Here is an 18515-nt window from a genome sequence, read left to right as displayed (position 1 = left end):
GCTTTTTATTGTCAGCAGATAACTAGACTGTAAATTTTCCCGGACGATAGCGGTGCTCCAATCGCTCTGCAGCAGCATTGCGCCCCTCATTACGAAGTTTATCCAAATAACCGTCCAGGGTGAAGTCTCCCCTAGTATGGAATGGGCCTCCTTCGTGAATTACATTCCACATTGGATCAATAGGGATGTCAGCGATTTTCATCTGTTCCGCTACCCAGCCATCCAAGAGCCGCAGTCCTTTGCCGACCACATCAGGGCGTTCATCCGCGAGATTAATTGTCTCATGGTGATCTTGATCAATATCAAATAACATGATGTCCGGGAATTCCTTTAATCCATCGTGATAGGTACGGATTAGCATCCAGTTATCGAAACGGACCGAACGCTGGCATGACCATGCCTGCTGGCTGACTACAAGATACTCACGCCCAGCAGATTCGCCCTTCGTGATGGCAGGCAAAAAGCTCACGCCATCCCATCTTTTACTCACTTCACTGCCAACTAGCTCAGTAACGGTCGGGCCGAAGTCGATTTGATAATGAAAGTCCTCATCTGTATGGCCTTGCTTGATTCCAGGCCCGGCAATGATGCACGGAATTCGGCTTGTTATATGGTCTGCGGTTTGATGGTCGCCGTAAATGTTCAGTTCACCCTGGTTTTCCCCATGATCGGCTGAAATTATGATAATGGTTTCCTCTAATATCCCTTGTTCTTCAAGAGCGTCAAATAACACTCCTATATGGTCATCGACATGTCGGATGGCTGTGTCATAGCCATCAATCCATTTTTTGAAATCTTCTCGGGAAGCAATTTCCTTAGGAAGGCCGGGCCATAGGTTTCTCTGAATCAAGTCTCGTGCCCCCATTGGTCCATAGCTGTCACGCTGCTTAGCGATTATTTCTTCCGTGAGCCACTCTGGTGGCGGATCATCCTTAAAAGGATTCCCATAATCCGGCGGCGTTCGGTAAGGAGTATGTGGATCCCAAAAGTTAAGATAGAGGAACCAGTCTTCCTTTTCAGAGCCTTTTTCTTTTATCCATCGGATTGCTTCCTTCGAAACATCACCCGCAGTCTCTCCGGCATGTTTACCTGTATCATGGACTTCAAGAAATCCTTCAGTCACGTGCCAAGCCGCATGCCGCCCGGGAAAAGGGCTAATCATTACAGTATGGAAGTCTCTGAATCTTAATTTATCCACCCATGCCTGATATTCCGTATGATGATAGTTAAAAGGCCGATTAGGTCCAATTCTTCTAACATCACCTTGGGTCCCTCCATGATTGACCAAACCATTATGTATTCCAAAACGAGAGCTGAACAGTGCTGTCCGTGAAGGAGCACACGGTGCGTCAGATGCATAATAATTTGTAAATCGGACGCCGCGCTCAGCAAGGCTGTCAATATTTGGAGTTGTGTCACGATGATAGCCGTATGCACCTATATGGTCAGGTCTTAAGGAATCCACATCGATATAAAGAATCTTCATTCCCATTATACTTCCTTTCCAGATTAGTAAAAAATTATTCCAAAATTATCGAAACGTTTCACTCGATTATATACAGAAAATATTGATAGTTCAATAAATAGTCATGCACGTGACATCCCCTACTTATCTATAACGACAAAAGAATTAAAATAGGGGCTTGTTAACTGACTATTTTGAAAATATAATTAGAACCGATTCATCTTTAAAGAATGAGGATCAAAAATAACTTTATAGGAGGTCTTATGCCCGTACTTGACTCACTTCCAAAAAACATTGTATTTGATAGGCCTGTGTTATTTTCAGCAAAAGCAGACATAAACGAGGAGGGCAATTTTGAGGGAAACTGGTTAGTTATTGATGAGGTAAAGGTTGCGGTGTATGGAACTGACGGGAGGTTGCTGAAAGAAATCCCCGTTGCTTATATCCAAGGGGCTATTTTGGACCACTATATAGGGGGAGGCTGTCTAGTAATAGAAACGTACAAAGATGAAGATGTCGCCCTTGTTCGTTTTACCTCATCATTGACAAGTACATTTTCATTTGCGGTAAAAATGATTATCAGCCTGGTGAATAATGAGCCGATCCCTGTCATCTCTTCCAAGGATTTTCCAAGGATTTGCCCAGGCTGTAAAAGGCCGCTCCAGGAAGGTTCGAGTGTTTGTCCGGTTTGTGTGGACAAGAAGAAAGTAATACGACGTTTATTTACCTATACCAAGCCTTATCGAAACAAAACGATTATAGCGGTCATTCTGCTCATTATGGCAACACTGTTGGAGCTGGCACCGCCTTACATTACCAAAATCATAGTTGATGATGTCCTTCAACCAAGAGACTTTGGCGGGGCGTTGGGAACCTTTGTCCTTGCACTCGGTGTAACCAGTTTGCTTCTAACCGTAATGCAAACGCTAAGAGGTATATTGGGTGTTTGGATTGGCAGTAACATCATGGGAGATATCCGCAAAGATATCTACCAATCCTTGATGAAGCTGTCACTCAGCTATTTTGACCGGAGACAGACCTCTCAATTTATCGGGCGTGTTAATAGTGATGCAGAGGCAATCAGGCAGTTTCTGACAGACGGGATCCTATGGATAGGCGGGCAATTCATTATGTTGATTGCCATTGTGTTTCTTATGTTCAGTTTGAGTTGGAAGCTTGCGCTGCTTGCAATCCTGCCAACACCAATAGTTATCCTGTTTTCTCTGAAAATCTGGCCAAAAATTAACACCCTTTGGTATAAGCAATGGCAAGCGATAAATCGTTTAAATATTGTCGTAGGTGATTCACTCCAAGGCATTCGGGTTGTTAAGGCATTCGGCCAGGAGGCCCAGGAAAGAAATCGATATATGGCTGGAAATGACAAACTTATTGCACAAACAATCAAAACGGATGGAATGTGGCAAGCAATTTTCCCGCTTTTTTCGTTCCTGACAGGTATAGGTATCCTCATGGTCTGGTATTTTGGGGGCGCTTCCGTTCTGCGGGAAGAGATTACACTTGGTACGCTTATGGCATTTGTTGCTTACTTGGGGATCTTTTTTGGGCCGCTGCAATGGTTCAATCAAATGATTAACTGGCTAAGCCAGGCGATAGCGGCTGCCGACCGTATATTTGAGATTATGGATACTGCATCAGAAGTACCAGATAGCCGGGAGGCTGTATCCTTACAGAGAGTGAAAGGGGCCGTAAAAATTGAAGGGGTAACTTTTGGATACGAAAAACATAATCCCAACTTGAAAAATCTAAATCTATCAGTCCAGCCAGGTGAGATGATCGGTCTTGTAGGACATTCTGGGGCAGGTAAATCGACATTGATCAACCTGATTAATCGCTTTTATGATCCCGATGAGGGAAAGATAACGATTGACGGAATCGATTTGAGAAATATTAAACAAGAGGATTTGCACAAACATATCGGTGTTGTCCTGCAGGAAACATTCCTGTTTGCGGGGACTATCTCTGAAAATATTGCCTATTCAAAGCCAGATGCTACTCCGGAAGAAATTATGAGGGCGGCTAAAATCGCCAATGCTCACGACTTTATTGTAAAAATGGCAGATGGGTATGATTCACAGGTAGGGGAACGCGGACAACGTTTATCCGGGGGGCAAAAGCAGAGGATTGCGATTGCTCGTGCCATTCTTCATGACCCACGGATTTTAATTTTAGATGAGGCGACTGCTTCTGTTGATACCGAAACGGAACGGAAAATACAGGAGGCGATTTCCCGCCTTGTAAAGGGAAGAACTACTTTCGCAATTGCCCATCGTCTTTCGACACTAAGGAATGCGGACAGGCTTGTCGTTATTGATAATGGGAATATAGCAGAGGTTGGGACACATGACCAATTGCTCAATGAAAAAGGAATATATTTTAAATTGGTGGAGGCTCAAAAGGAATTGTCAAAAATAAAAGGAGTTGAGGTTTGATGAAAGACCCATTTGACATTACCATATTCGAGCCAAATGACATTTCCTTTAAGCGAAACCCTGGAGGAATCCTGTGTGCTGTTATAGATGGTACTTCTTATTCGGGGATAACGCTGTATCAGGCTTTTCCTTTTAAAAAGCCGGCAATGTTCATATCCGTCTGGCATAAAAGTGAGCAAGAGCTTGGGGTAATTCGCGACATAGAGGAACTCGATCAGGAGAGTAGGCTTGAAGTAAAGAAAGAACTCCGTATACGCTATATAATTCCTACTGTTTTGAAAGTGAAGACTATAAGCGAAGAAACGGGACTTTGGCTGTTTAAACTTGAGACTGACCGTGGGGACGTGCAGCTGATTATGCCGAATATCCATGAGCATATTCAGTTCATTGGACGAGATAGACTTGTTATTACCGATATGGACGGGAAACGCTGTGAAATTCCAAATACTCAGTTACTCGATACCCATAGCCGCATTGAGTTGCAAAAAATTATATAAATTTGTACTAAATCACAGTTTTACCAAATTCGACAAACTTTTTAATTTTTTTCAAAAACCCTATTGAAAACGTTTTCCTTCGAATTTATAATAGAGTTATTGAAACGTTTCAAAGTTAAAAAGATAGATTTATAAATATTTTTTTACGACTCTATTGAAACGTTTCAATAAAAGAAAATGGATTGAGATTTTTATTAAATTGGAACGTTTCAATTAGAGGGTGGAGAACGGTGGTAACGTTAAAAGATGTGGCAAAACAGGCTGGTGTCAGTGTTTCTACTGCGTCTTATTCAATAAATGGCAGCAGCCTTATTTCAGAAGAAACTAGGCAAAAGGTTCTGGAGGTTGTAAAGGAGATAGGCTACCGCCCGAATGGGCTGGCAAAAAACCTAAAGGAAAGGAAGACTAATATTATTGGCTTGTTTCTGAGTGGGTTTACAGGACCTTTTTTCTCGGAAATGGTTGAAGGCATTCAGGATGAAGTCATAAAGAACGGATATGAGTTGGTTGTATGCGCTTCAGTCGATAAGCACCGGTTGCTGATAGAACGCTATGTGGATGGAGCAATTATTCTGAATTTCCATATGGATGATGAATTACTCCTATCTATAGCAAATGAAAAGCTTCCACTGATTGTCATGGACAGGGAGGTGAAGAGCCCGTTTATAAGGAATATCCTCCTTCCAAATGCCCTGGGCTCGGTCAGAGTCGTGGACTATCTTGTTGATAAAGGGCACAAAAGGATTGGCTTTATCTCGGGTTCACAGCTATCGTATGATGGCGAATCCCGGTTTAACGGTTTCTTGGAAGGGCTTAAGCTACAAAAACTAAGTTTTCAGGAACAGGATATCCTGAGAGCGGATTTTACCGAGTTAAGTGGTTATCAAAGTATGAGTGAGTACTTGGAGCGCATGGGCAGCGATTTACCGAGCGCATTCGTATGCGCCAATGATGAGATGGCGATGGGAGCAATAAGGGCTGTAAAGGAAAAGGGGCTGGATGTACCTGGGGATATCGCAGTCATTGGCTTTGATGATATTTATGTTGCTCAATATTTCACCCCATCTTTAACAACAATAAGGGTTCCTCGGAAAGAGTGGGGGATAATTGCCGCCCAAACATTATTTAAACTCCTTGATAAACAGTTTGATTATGTACCGGAACCGTTAAGGATTGAATTAATGTCAAGAAATTCTGGATGATTTCGAGGTGGGAATATGATTCAAATCAAGGATGAAAGAGTAGTCATTAACGGAAGAGACGTCATTCTTTTTGGCGGGGAGCTTCATTACTTCCGGGTTCCAAAAGGGGAGTGGAGAAACCGGATCCGCCTGATAAAAGAGGCGGGTGCAAATATGATCAGCACCTATGTACCCTGGATTTTTCATGAATTCGAAGAAGGTGAAGTTGATCTGACTGGGCGAACCTTGCCTGAGAGAGATTTGGAGACATTTCTGCGGCTCGTAAACGAGGAAGGAATGTATTGCCTTGTTCGGCCAGGCCCTTATGTGATGGCTGAAGTTGTTGATCACGGAGTTCCTACCTGGTTCATTGACAAGTATCCGGAAGCTGTAGCTAAAACAAATGATGGTAATAACCATCCGACAAGGGTAGCTAGTTATACGCATCCCGTTTTCCTTGAAAAAACTGAGAACTGGTATAGCGAGGTTTGTGAAGTTATTTCACCTTACCAGGTTACGAATGGTGGACCGGTCATTCTTTTTCAAATTGATAACGAGGTAGGAATGTTCCATTGGGTCACCAATCAGCCTGATTATAATGAAGCGACGTTAACCCAATTTGAAGAGTATTTAAAGGACAAATATACATACGACAACTTTGAAAATACTTTCAAAGTCCCTTATAACAAAATGAACGAGGTTTCACATTTAGCCGTCAAAAAACCTGATGCAATAAACGCACACGCCCTCAGAAATGAATTTGGGTTGTTCTTGCGGGAGCACTATCGTAAATTCCTGGAGATTCTGAAACATTCTGCAGAAGCAAAAGGAATCAATGTTCCATTCGTCGTCAATGTCCATGGTTTTCACACTGTTGATATTCTGAAGCGGGGCACGATGTATCCAATCGGGCTTTCACAGCTTTTGGAAGCAGCGAAAATTGAAAACGTATTGATGGCGGGTGATTACTATATAGGAAACATTGAATACGATAACTACATTGATATCGTTCTAGCTAATGCATTTACGAAGGCTATTCAATGGAAAGAACAACCATTGTTTTCGGCAGAATTCCAGGGTGGCTCAATTCATGATAAACCAAGGCTCCAGCCGACAACGTTTGATTTGACCACTAGGCTTTGTGTTGCAGATGGGATGAACGGCGTCAATTATTACATGTTTGCTGGTGGTGAGAATTACGAAAATATCGGCCTGTTTGGAAGACGTCATGAATGGCAGGCACCACTCTCAACTAAAGGTGAAAGACGGCCTCACTACTTTGTCATTCAACATCTAGGTGAAATGTTCAAAACATTTGAACAACCACTTTCTCGTACAAAGCAAGTAATTGACACCCATCTTGGTTTTTATCCTGATTATTACATGACAGAATTCTATGATGAACATACAAAAAGCATGGTGGACAAGCTTCAGCACGGACGGGAAGTATACTTCTATAACGGAATCGCTAAGGGACTAAGAACGAATAACATCATCTTTGAAGGCGTCAACGTTATGGATGAAGCCGAGATTACCCCTAATGAAGTTCCGGTTTTGTGGATGTTCACAACTGAGTGGATGGACGAAAAAGTTCAGAAAAAGCTTGTCAGCTATATCGAAAATGGCGGCCAGTTGATCATGTTCCCAACAATGCCTATTAAAACGATGAAAAACGAGCCTTGTACCGTGTTGAAGGATTTTATCGGTGTTGAAGTTTCAGGTCATAAAACCCGGGGTTTTGCTCATATTGGGGAAGTAGACAATGTACAGGCTGAGTATATGGAAACTTATAATATCCAGGACGGAGCTTTTGCTTGGAGCGAAGATACGGACCGAAACACAATTGCTTTTGAAAAGCAGCTTGGAAAAGGAAAAATCATCATGTTCGGGATTGGAATGGAGTTCAATTTCAACCATCAATTCGACTGTGTCATTGAGCTTGCGAAGAAAGCAGGTATATCAAGCAGGTTCAATATTGAGGAAGAACTTGATATTACGGTTCGGCAGGATTCAGATGGAGGCAAATTTCTCTTTGTTCAAAATTTTGATGAATACAAGAAAGTTACTTCATTCAGGTATGAAGGACAGGAGCTTTTTGGAGGAAAGAAACTTGTTGTTCCTCCTCGAACAGGGCTAATGCTTCCAGTGGATGTTCAATTGCAAAAAGGTTTAACCATTTCCTATGGAACTGGAGAGATATATAGAGTTGAAGAAAATGAGGACGAGCTTCTTTTGACTATTAGGGTCACTCAGGAAGAGGAAGAGTTCATTTTCAATTCTTCAGAATGGGTTCCTTCTTTATCGGAAACAACAAAACTCGTAAACCTAAATCATGAACAATTTAAGGTGGTGGTAACCTCAAACAGAGATAAACAAACGATTAAGTTCCAGCGCAAGCAGTAACGGAAAGGGACTCTCAGTCAAACCGTCCCAGGAACAGATTTATGCTGTTATTAAAGGAAAACATTTATCTTCACAGCACAAAACCTAAAAATTTTAAGGGAGAGTCATTTATGAAAAAGAAGCTAGTTTCTATTCTTGCTGCATTTACTGTCGTTTTTACTCTGGCTGCTTGTAACAATGCAGAAAAAGCTGACTCAGACAAAAAAGACGAAACTGAAAAGAAAAAAGAAGTAACTCTTTCCTATGCCAACTGGAATTTGGGTACGGAAGAAGAAAACAATTTGGAACGCTTGTTGCTTGAATCCTTCAAGGAAGAATACCCACATATCAAAATCGAACTCAATGAAACAGTTAATACAAGTGATTGGAATGGCACATTGGCAACAGCAGCGAGTGGCGGAACAATGCCGGATGTATTTGCATTGCCACAGATTCCTCTAGCATTATCAAATGACTGGCTATTGGATGTTACTGAATTGGCATCAAAAGATAAGGATTTTGAAGCAGTGCCGGAAATTGTCAGGGACTCCGCTGAAGTTAACGGCAAGCTGGTTGCACTGCCAGCTGCGCAGCATTTCCTGGGTTACTTTGTAAACAAGGATGTCTTCAATGCAGCAAACCTTGACCATCCTGAATTCGATTCTTCAGTTGAAGATTTCGTATCCGGAGTAAAAGAAGTAACAAATGTAAATAACGGGGTAGTTGGACTTAACAATCCTTTCACCATCGTAGACTGGTATCCATCTGCAGTGAATCCTGATATGGGCTGGTACACATTGAAGGATGGACAATACGCGCTTGATAGCAAAGAGTATATCAATGGTGTAAATGTATCGAAGGAATTTGTTTTGAACGGTTATGCTTATGACACGTTAACAGAAGATCAGAAGGCCAAGTTTACAGGTAAAGAAGGAAATGAAAACTGGCTTGCGGGAAGCATTGGCCTTTGGTGGGATGGTACTTGGGCAGCGTCAAACATCAGTGAAAAGGCTGGGTTCGAGTGGGACTTCATCGGCTTGCCTGGCGGTGTAACAGCAATTGCAAATGACTACCTGGGAATTTCAAAAACTAGCAAGCATCCAGAAGAAGCGTACTTGTTTGCTAAATTCATGTCTTTTGGCAAAGAAGGATTCATGAAACGTTTGGAAATCGCTGATAAAGAAGGCAAGGCTTTGAATACACTGCCAATTACAACAGATAAAGAAGTACTTGATGAATTCTTTTCAATTCTTGATGTACCTGGCATCCGCACAGCATATGAGAATTTAGATAAAGCAATTGTTGAACCTGTTAAGATCGTACCTGGTTATGTTGATGCACGTTGGGAAGCACTTACTGGCGTGAAAACATCTGAAGCGGAAAATGCAAATACAGCTCAGCTTGTCAATGCTTTCGTAAAGGGAGAATTGAAAGTTGAAGACTATGCGAAACAATTGGACGAATTGGCTGACAAAAAGAGCGCTGAAGCAGCGGCAGCTTTAGAAGGGAAGTAGCCAAGGAATTTGGGAGGTTGATAGTATGAAGTCTAAGATACTTATATATTCGGTAATGGTGCTGTTCTTCATCTTTCCACACGGGTTTGCATCTGCTGACAATAATGAAACAGTGCCGGCCGAAAATATCGTAGAAGAACGCTATCATTCCGTCCTTGAACAATGGAAGGAGCAAGGAGTTCTGGACGCCTCGAATTTTGAGGTGTCCGTCCCTTCTTCCAATTCAATTGGAAGTGACAAACAGGATCTTTTGACAGCTTCTGAGAGCAAAGGATATGGGGATAGTGTTTTCTATTGGCATAATCGGCAATCCGTAACATATGAAATTCAAGTGCCTAAAGAGGGTTTATACGAACTTTCATTTGATTATTACCCTTTGAGTAACAAGGTTATTCCAATAGAGGGCGCAATCCTGGTAAACGGAAAGTTCCCTTATTATGAAAGCAGGCGTATCGTTTTCCCAGTCGAGTGGAAGAACGAAACAGATGATTTTGAGAAAGACCGTTTTGGCAACGAAATCATCCCGCAGCAACTAACTGTAAACAAATGGAGAAGCGCTAAAGCCGAGGATGCAAGTGGCTTGCAGCCAGGCGCATTGAAGTACTTATTGAAAAAAGGAACAAACGTGATTGAGCTTTCCAATTTGCGGGGAGAAATGCTCCTTGGAAAACTTACGGTGACTTCGGTTACAACTCTTCCTTCATATAACGAGTATGTGAAGAATTACGAGGGCAAGCAAGTTAAGGATTTAATAATTAACGAGGCCGAAACGAATTATACGAAAAACAGCTCATACATTAGGCCATTTGCTTCTACTGACGCTTCTGCCGTGCCAAGCAATCCCAAGACATTATTATTGAATACCCTTGGCGGGGACTCATGGGCAACGAGCGGCCAGAGTGTTAATTGGAACGTAGAAATTGAAAAAGACGGTTTTTATCAATTGACCTTTAAAGTCCAGCAGAATAAAAACACCGGGGCACCTGTTTTTAGAAAGGTATCGATTGATGGCCAAATACCTTTTTCGGAAGTGGCTCCCTATACATTCGAATTTAACAAAAAGTGGTCAAATGTGACTCTGTCAGATCAAAAAGGCGAGCCGTTCCTCTTTTATTTGACTAAAGGCAACCACACTATTGGCCTGGAAGCAGATGCTTCCCAAATTGAAAGGGTAGTTCATACAACAAATGAGGTTATGAAGGAAATTGAAGCACTCTCTCTTTCTATTAAAAAGTTGACAGGCAACCAAACAAATCGTGCCCGTGGTTGGAAAATTAGCGAGTATATCCCGGATATTAAGGACCGTGTCGAGCGGTGGGCCGTAATTTTGGATGAAGAAAGAAGTTATTTAAAAAGTTTAAGTGATACAGATAACGATTCCAGCGAAATCGTTTCCCTTCAATTGGCTGTCCAAAAACTTAAGGAATTGAGCAAGAAACCGGATGAAATCCCGAATAGGATGACGGAGCTGTCAGAAGGATCCTCCTCAGTAGCTCAGCTCCTTGGTAATCTATTGGTGGATTTGCCGAAACAGCCGCTTCTTGTAGATCGCTTTTACCTTCATGGGGATCTAGAACTTCCGGCGGCAAGGATTAATTTTATTGAAAAGGCATGGAGCAGCGTTCAACGCTTTGCACTTTCCTTTACATCAGGAAATTACACTGTTGACAATACAGACGATGAAACGATTGAGATATGGGTCAATCGCCCCCGCCAATATGTGGAGCAGCTGCAGAATTTAGCCGACAGGACGTTTACCCCTGAAACGGGTATTCCCGTTAAGTTTTCACTAATGCCTGACGAATCCAAATTGATTTTATCTAGTGCCGCAAATAAACAGCCTGACGTTGCCCTAGGCATAAGCAACTGGCTCCCTTACGAGTTGTCCATCCGTGGAGCGGCCGTTGACCTGCATCAATTCAAAGATTTCGAAGCTTTTAGTAAGAAGTTTTCACCAGGAGCATTCCTACCGTTAATGATAGAGGATTCTGTTTATGCTCTACCGGAGACACAGGATTTCTTTGTCCAGTTTTATAGGAAAGACATCATGGATGCGATGAATTTTCCCGTTCCTGATGATTGGGAAGAAGTCGTAAATATATTGCCGGAGCTGCAAAGATTCGGTATGAATTACTACACTCCGATTTCTGGCGCCGGTGGTTTCAAGCCATTTCAAACAACCGCTCCATATATTTATCAGTTCCAGGGAGACCTTTATGAACAAGATGGGATGAGAACAGCGATTGGAACGGAGGAAGCGTTGAAGGGTATTCAGTTTATGGCAGAACTCAATACGATTTACAGTCTGCCGCTTCAGGTTCCGAATTTTTACAATCACTTCAGGTATGCCACTATGCCGATAGGGATTTCAAATTTCACAACCTATGTCCAATTGACATCTGCCGCGCCTGAAATTGCCGGATGGTGGGACATCACCCCTCACCCTGGGGTGAAGCAGGAGGATGGAACAATTGAGCGGTGGGCAACAGGATCTGGCCAGTCCGCAATGATTTTCAAGGGCACTAAAGATAAAGAGAAGTCATGGGAGCTTTTAAAATGGTGGATGTCCACTGAAACGCAAACAGAATATGCATCAAGCCTCCAAACACTGTACGGGCCAGAATATATGTGGAACACAGCCAACTTGGAAGCTTTCAATGAACTGCCATGGCCTGAAGAACACAAAGAGACCATTTTAGAGCAATGGGAATATTTGCAGGAGGTACCGAAAACCCCTGGAGCTTACATGGTAGAACGTGAACTAAGTAACATATGGAATCGGATCGTGTTTGATGGTGAGAATACGAGATCTGCTGTAGACGATTCAATCATCGCAATTGATAGAGAGATTTCCCGCAAAATGGAGGAGTTTGGCTATATGAAGAACGGTAAGGTCGTGAAGCCATATCCAATCCCTACCATTGAGCAGGTGGAAAGTTGGGCAGGCGAAGAAAATGAAGAAAACTAAGCGGGACCTAAGCCAATGGTTTTTCCTTGGTCCATATATTCTATTTTTTACGGCATTTATCATAATCCCAGTCGTTGCGGCGATTCTGTTGTCGTTTACGTACTTCAACGCAATCGAAACGCCAAAGCCTATCGGGTTGAGCAACTATGTCAGCCTGATCACACAAGATGAAGTCTTTATGCAACGAATAGTCCCTAATACGCTGACTTTTGCGTTAATAGTAGGACCAGGCGGGTACATTCTTTCTTTTATACTTGCATGGACACTAGCACAGGTACCAAGCAAATTAAGGACACTCCTTGCATTGATCATTTATTCTCCTTCAATGACTGCAGGTGTGGCTATGGCTGTCGTCTGGACCATTATCTTTAGCGGGGACCAGACCGGATATTTAAACAGTATCCTGATTACGATGGGTGTACTCTTTGAGCCGATTCAGTGGCTCCAGTCTCCAGAATACCTTATGAAAATCATGATTTTCGTTACGCTCTGGGGGAGCATGGGTGTCGGATTCCTGGCTATGCTGTCAGGGATTTTGAACATCAATACGGAAATTTATGAAGCTGGATATATAGATGGAATAAGAAATCGGTTCCAGGAGGTTATCTACATTACCATCCCGTCGATGAAACCACAGATGCTGTTCGGTGCGGTAATGGCTGTTGTAGGAACATTCCAGGCCGGTGCAATCGGCGTTGCCCTTTCAGGGGCAAACCCAACGCCTCAATACGCGGGTCAGTTAATGGTCAATCATCTGGAGGACTATGGATTCATCCGGTATGAAATGGGATATGCTGCAGCTATTTCAGTTGTTCTGCTTATCGTAGTATATGCATTTTCAAAAGTGGCGTGGAGGCTGTTTGGAGAAAAGGATTAACAACTGGGAGTGAATGGTATGTCTGCTTTTCAAGGAACAAAAATGAATCCGTCAAAGTTCCATAAAAGCCAAATAAAGTTTCTTGTGTTTTTAATTCCGATGGCGGTTTTCATGGCTTTGCCGATTGTGTTTATCTTTTTCCATGCTTTTAAGCCAATCGATGAATTATTCGCCTATCCGCCACGCTTTTTTGTCGAAAAGCCGACATTGCAAAATTTCACTGATTTGTTCGGCCAGGCAAACGCTACAGGGGTACCAATGTCCCGGTATTTGTTCAATAGCATTGTCATCACCCTGATCGTTGTCTTCTTAACGATTTTAATTAGCACGATGGCCGGATATGCGTTATCTAAAAAAGAATTTAAATCAAAAAAGATCATTTTTGAAATTAATACAATTGCTTTAATGTTCGTACCTGCAGCGGTATCAATTCCGAGATATTTATTAATAGAAGAAATGGGTTTGATCAATAACTTTTTGGTCCATATTGTACCACTGCTGGCAATGCCAATAGGGCTGTTCCTTGTCAAGCAGTTCATCGATCAAATACCGGATGAATTAATTGAAGCTGCCAAATTGGACGGTGCATCGGACTTTCAGATTTTTCTGCGGATCATTGTCCCTTTGGTAAAGCCTGCAATTGCTACAGTAGCGATATTGTCTTTCCAGCTTGTTTGGAACAGCACAGAAAGCTCAACCTTGTACGTTAATGACGAGGGATTGAAGACGTTTGCTTTTTACATGACCACGCTGACTTCAACGGCTGGCAATAGCGTTGCTGGACAGGGTTTGGCAGCAGCGGCTTCATTGATAATGTTCATTCCAAACTTAATTATTTTTATCATTCTTCAAAGCCAGGTAATGAATACAATGGCTCATTCAGGAATCAAGTAGCAGATAGGGGGAGGGAAATGAAAAAATTCATAATTAGTTTAACAGCTTTAATCTTACTGTTGCTTCCCTTTCAGCCAATTGCTTCGGCTTCTGCTCCATATAAGACAGAAACATTATCGAGCGACGGACAATTGATCGAGACACAAACAGCATTTATGCCGGTGGGGGATTTTCTCTCAGATACGGAAATCATGGCACCTGAGGATATCTTTGCAGATACGGAAGGCTTCATGTATATAGTTGATTCGGGTACGAAAAAGGTATTGGTGGCAAACGAAAAAGGGAATCTAGTTGCGGAAATTGGGGTAGGTGTTCTCGAGGCCCCCACAGGTGTCCATGTGGATGAACTGGGTGATATATATGTGGCGGATTATTCAAAAGAGAAGATTTTCCGATTCAATTCTGAAGGAAAGCTTGAAGCGGAATATGGCAGGCCCGACTCTCCGCTCTTTGGAAGTACGTCTCCATTTAAGCCGCAAAAGGTAGGGGTTGACCGCCGTGGAAACCTTTATGTTATAAGTGAGGGGTCTACGAACGGGATTATCCAGCTTAGCAAGGAAGGCACTTTTTTAGGTTATTACGGTGTGAACAATACCGATGTTTCCATTTCTTCGGTTATTAGAAATTTGCTTACTACCGAAACGCAAAAATCGAATATGTTTCTGAAAACTCCACCAGCTCCAGATAATGTGGCCATCGACAGCCAGGGACTAATCTACTCCGTTACGGGCGGAACTGAAAACGAAGTGATCAAAAAACTTAATGTGGCCGGAAAAAATATGTTATCCCCATATATATCCCGCGACGCAACCTATCAGGATATTACTGTCGACAGTGATGGGAACATGTTCACATTGAATAGTAAAGGTGAAATCCACGAGTTTGATAGTTTTGGGAACCTATTGTTTGTGTTTGGAGGAACAGATGATGGGTCCAACCGTCTTGGCTTGTTCAAGCAGCCAACTGGAATCGCGATTGACCACAACGGCAGGCTATTTGTAACTGACAAGGAAAGGGGCATGATTACCGAGTTTGAAAAAACGGCCTTTTCCGAACAAGTCCACAAAGGGATTGCTTTATATAAAGAAGGATTATATGTAGAAAGCCAAGCGTACTGGCAGTCGGTCCTGGAGTTGAACTCTTCATTTGGACTGGCTCATTCAGCAATGGGGAAAGCTTATTACAAGCAGCAGGACTATGATAGATCGTTAGAGGAATATACACTGGCAGAGGACGCCTGGGGATATTCCGACGCATTCTGGGAGGTCCGCCAAACATGGATGGAAGAACATCTTGGTACCGTGTTCACGGTTCTCATTGCCATTGCCATGATTTATTACATGGTCAAATACGCGGACAAAAGGAAGAATATCCTTAACGGGCCGCGTTATTCCTGGAGGAAGCTGAAATCTCGCAAACTATTGTCAGAGCTGCTGTTTTTATTTCAGTTCTTCAAGCATCCGATTGATAGTTTCTATTATTTAAAAAGGGAACGGGCTGCTTCAATAACATCAGCTACTATCCTTTATATCGTTTTGTTTGTCGAATATTTACTAGCAAAATTCCAGACAGGTTTCCTATTCGCATCCTATATCAGTGAAGATGCCAGCTTGCTGATCGAAGTATTGGCCGTTTTCGTTCCGATTCTATTATTCATTCTGGCGAACTATATGGTAAGTACCATTAATGATGGGGAAGGCAGATTTAGGGACATTTATATCGGCACCATTTATTCACTTGCTCCGTATATCGTCTTTATCATCCCAATTACATTGATATCAAATGTACTAACCTATAATGAATCGTTCATTTATGTATTTTCTATCCGCATTGTATATGCCTGGTGCTTACTGATCCTCTTTATCATGATTAAGGAGATCCATAATTTCACCTTCTCTGAGACGGTCAGGAACATCTTCGTTACACTATTCGGAATGATAATCATGATTCTTGTTGTTTTTATCATGTTTGTATTATTTGACCAAGTTTACGACTTTGTCTACTCCATTGTGAAGGAGGCTCTCCTGCGTGTATAAGAAACTTATATTGGCGCTTATTCTTTTGATTTTGCCAATCCATGCTCTTGCAGATTCGGTGCTACAGTCAAATCAGGAGAAACCCTCCGTAACCAACGAAAATGAACAAGTCGAAATGAAATATACTTCTGCGGCATTCACCAAACCAGAGACGGAAAATGGTGAACCGGTGAAACAGGATAATACTTTCGAGGGCTTTGAAAAGGCAGCTGAAAACAACGGATATATCCTTTATGTAAATGAAGAATCATTGGCATTGAAGATTCAGGATAAAAAGACTGGCTACGTATGGAACAGCGGCCTGGATAACCCTGATCAATATCGAATCAACAACACATGGGAGCAAATGATTCAATCCGCAATCACCATTGAATATACCGACAGGCAGGGCAAGAAGAGAAGCGAAAGCATTTTAACTAACGATTCGCGTCCTAAAGTAAAACTGACTGAAAAGGGGTTTAATGCCGAAGTGTTCCTGAACCAGGCCAAAATCTCCTTCCAGATTAATGTCGAACTTCATGAGGATCAATTGCTAGTGTCAATTCCAAAGGAAGAAATCAAAGAAAATAAACGGACGAAGTTAATTTCGATCAGGGTTTATCCATTCTTCGGGGCTGTCCACAAAAATGAAGTGAATGGGTATATGTTTTTGCCGGATGGGAGCGGAGCCTTAATAAGGTATGAACAGAGCGGCAAAAAAGGAGGCTCTCCATTTGTTGGTTCGATCTTTGGAGAGGATCAGGGCTTTAAACGGTCACGGGCAGTGGCTGAGCGAGTGAATCCGGTCCAGCAAATTAAAATACCTGTTTTCGGTGCCGTTCATGGCGTCAAACAAAATGCTTTCCTGACAGTTATTGAAGATGGATATGCCTATGGCAATATTGTCGCCTATCCCGCGGGAATATCGACTGATTTCAACTGGATTTCTTCGCAGTACCATTATCGCTACGAATATTATCAGCCGACCAGCAAGAATATGAAAGGGATTAATGTTTACCAAAAAAATGCGAATGAAGTAGATATAAAACTCCGTTATATGTTCTTGAATGAAAATGAAGCTGATTACGTAGGAATGGCAAAGCGTTACCAGGAATACCTCGTTGAAAATGGACAATTGGAAAAGCAGGAAGACAAGGCTGAGGTAAGGCTTGAATTTTTTGGGGGTGAAGTCAAGAATCGACTGCTTTGGGATACAGTCATCCCGATGACAGAAGTGACGAAAATTCCTCAGTTTACAAAAGAATTGATGCAGCAAGGCGTAAATAATATGCATGTCATTTACAAAGGCTGGTCAAAGGGCGGGTTAACCGGAACATTGCCATCTAAATTCCCGATTGAAAAAAAGCTTGGGAACAAGGATGACATCGAGGAAACTACAAGGCTCTTAAAAAAGGAAAACATACCAATCTATTTCCAAACGGATTATACTAAAGCGTTTGAAGGGGCCAAGGGGTATTCCGGAGGCAAGGACGTAGCGAAAAAGGTAAGTTCAGAGACAATAACGCTGAAGGAAAAAAATAAAAACATATTTTATTTATCACCGTTCAAGTCCCTGGAAATTGCGAAAGACGATGTGAAGGAATACAAGGAACATGGAATATCAAATCTGGCCATCGATACCACTGGATTCACGTCATTTTCTGACTTTAACAAATCTAGGACATCTGATCGCACAAAGACAATCGAAACGTATGGCAAATTATTCAATGAATTAAATAAATCGTTGGGGAGCATCGCTCTTTATGAGCCAAATGTCTATGCATGGAACGAGACGGATCGGTACTTGGATATACCGATGTCATCTTCCAATTATGTTTTTGAAACCGATTCTGTTCCTTTCCTGCAGATTGTCTTGAAAGGATATGTCCCTTACTACGCACCATTCTCAAATTATAATGCCAATCCGACGGTGAACGTGTTGAGGATGATTGAATACGGTGCCTACCCATCGTTCCTGTTAACCGATGCGCCTTCGAATCTATTAATCGGCACACCATCAAAGGATGTGTACACATCTGAATTTTCGGTATGGAAGGATAAAATCGCTGAGCAGTATGCAAAGGTTGAACAAAGCCTCGGGCAGGTGGAGGGGGCGTCCATTGTTGCCCGTGCTGTACCGAAAGCAGGAATAGTAGAGGTATCCTACTCTAATGGAAAAACAATAGTCATCAATTATACAGATACACCTTTTAGAAAAAATACGATTGAAATAGCTGCAAAAGATTTTGCTGTGATTGAAAGTGGGGAATAG

11 protein-coding genes are annotated in these 18515 nt (G+C 42.2%); 10 read left to right on the top strand and 1 reads right to left on the bottom strand.

Annotated features, from left to right (window positions below; translation table 11 throughout):
* Positions 1-22: 22 nt before the first annotated feature.
* Positions 23-1486 (bottom strand): sulfatase family protein, encoded by a 1464-nt coding sequence (locus tag AM500_RS17635; RefSeq protein WP_082347433.1) that lies wholly within the window; start codon positions 1484-1486, stop codon positions 23-25.
* A gap of 242 nt (positions 1487-1728) precedes the next feature.
* On the opposite strand from AM500_RS17635, the gene AM500_RS17630 reads away from it, so the two are divergent.
* The 10 genes from AM500_RS17630 to AM500_RS17585 all read left to right on the top strand — a co-directional run bounded on the left by AM500_RS17630 (position 1729) and on the right by AM500_RS17585 (position 18515).
* A complete protein-coding gene (locus AM500_RS17630; RefSeq protein WP_053600394.1) occupies positions 1729-3915 on the top strand; it encodes an ABC transporter ATP-binding protein in 2187 nt (728 codons plus the stop codon).
* Positions 3915-4412, top strand: coding sequence for a DUF1854 domain-containing protein (locus AM500_RS17625; RefSeq protein WP_053600393.1), 498 nt, complete (start codon positions 3915-3917; stop codon positions 4410-4412). Before AM500_RS17630 ends, AM500_RS17625 begins: the two co-directional genes overlap by 1 nt.
* 230 nt (positions 4413-4642) lie before the next feature.
* Positions 4643-5614: a LacI family DNA-binding transcriptional regulator gene (locus tag AM500_RS17620; protein ID WP_053600392.1), complete on the top strand. Its 972-nt coding sequence runs from the start codon at positions 4643-4645 to the stop codon at positions 5612-5614.
* 15 nt (positions 5615-5629) lie between these two features.
* The gene (locus AM500_RS17615) at positions 5630-7996 is read left to right on the top strand and encodes a beta-galactosidase (RefSeq protein WP_053600391.1); all 2367 of its coding nucleotides are present in this window, start codon (positions 5630-5632) and stop codon (positions 7994-7996) included.
* Positions 7997-8106: 110 nt separating this feature from the next.
* Positions 8107-9489 carry an ABC transporter substrate-binding protein gene (locus AM500_RS17610; RefSeq protein ID WP_197282612.1) on the top strand — a complete coding sequence of 461 codons (1383 nt, stop codon included), beginning with the start codon at positions 8107-8109 and terminating at the stop codon, positions 9487-9489.
* A gap of 25 nt (positions 9490-9514) precedes the next feature.
* Complete coding sequence (locus tag AM500_RS17605) at positions 9515-12457, top strand: extracellular solute-binding protein (protein ID WP_053600389.1); 2943 nt, start codon at positions 9515-9517, stop codon at positions 12455-12457.
* Entirely contained in the window at positions 12444-13334 is an 891-nt protein-coding gene (locus AM500_RS17600) for a carbohydrate ABC transporter permease (RefSeq protein ID WP_053600388.1), read from the top strand. Before AM500_RS17605 ends, AM500_RS17600 begins: the two co-directional genes overlap by 14 nt.
* Positions 13335-13352: 18 nt before the next feature.
* The gene (locus tag AM500_RS17595; RefSeq protein ID WP_053600387.1) at positions 13353-14228 is read left to right on the top strand and encodes a carbohydrate ABC transporter permease; all 876 of its coding nucleotides are present in this window, start codon (positions 13353-13355) and stop codon (positions 14226-14228) included.
* 17 nt (positions 14229-14245) lie between these two features.
* A complete protein-coding gene (locus AM500_RS17590; RefSeq protein WP_053600386.1) occupies positions 14246-16264 on the top strand; it encodes a YIP1 family protein in 2019 nt (672 codons plus the stop codon).
* Entirely contained in the window at positions 16257-18515 is a 2259-nt protein-coding gene (locus AM500_RS17585; RefSeq protein ID WP_053600385.1) for a DUF5696 domain-containing protein, read from the top strand. Before AM500_RS17590 ends, AM500_RS17585 begins: the two co-directional genes overlap by 8 nt.

Origin of the sequence: Bacillus sp. FJAT-18017, assembly GCF_001278805.1 — a bacterium.
Taxonomy (GTDB): Bacteria; Bacillota; Bacilli; order Bacillales; family Cytobacillaceae; genus Bacillus_D.
Note: the sequence above shows the minus strand (reverse complement) of the source record. Positions and strands in the feature narration are given on the sequence as shown.